The sequence below is a fragment of the Parcubacteria group bacterium CG10_big_fil_rev_8_21_14_0_10_36_14 genome (assembly GCA_002772895.1).
Classification (GTDB): domain Bacteria; phylum Patescibacteriota; class Patescibacteriia.
In genome coordinates this window covers 3,547-4,052 of the sequence record PFCS01000003.1, presented here as the reverse complement: position 1 = coordinate 4,052, position 506 = coordinate 3,547, and the positions used below count along the sequence as shown (strand labels likewise).

Sequence of the window (506 nt, the reverse complement as noted above, 5' to 3'; positions counted from 1 at the left end):
TATATAAATGGGCTGACAAAAAAACTTATGAATTTATCCATGCCATTGCCAATACCCATCAAAGCCAACTTATAATCTTCCCCATCATTGCTTTCAAGTTCCAATTTCGGCAATACCTGCAAATTTTACTTTACGCCTCCTCTAACCTTGACACAAGCGCCAGAATGTCAAAACGACACCTTTGGCGCCGTTTCAGTAATATAATAATAAAATAATCTAACAATTCAATAATTTCGCTATTTTCTTTAACTCGTCATCAGAATAGCATTCAATCATTAATCGACAAGTTTTTCCCATTTTTTTAATATCAACTTTTGTTTTCAATGTTTCGCGAAGCTTTTCTTCCAAATCAACAAGCGACTGGTCTTTTATACTTCTTTTGATGTGCGCGCCACTCTTTCCTAAACGACTCTTAACTTCACTTTCGCGCACAGATAATCCTTGAAGCATTTTATGATAAAGCTCATCCTGTTTTATTGGGTCTGCAACACCAGCCAAAACCCTTC

The 506-nt window shown here is 36.2% G+C and carries 1 protein-coding gene; it reads right to left on the bottom strand.

The window, feature by feature from the left end:
- Positions 1-216 precede the first annotated feature (216 nt).
- Positions 217-506: hypothetical protein (locus COU51_00265; protein ID PIR67127.1), on the bottom strand; the 290-nt coding region annotated here is incomplete at its 5' end.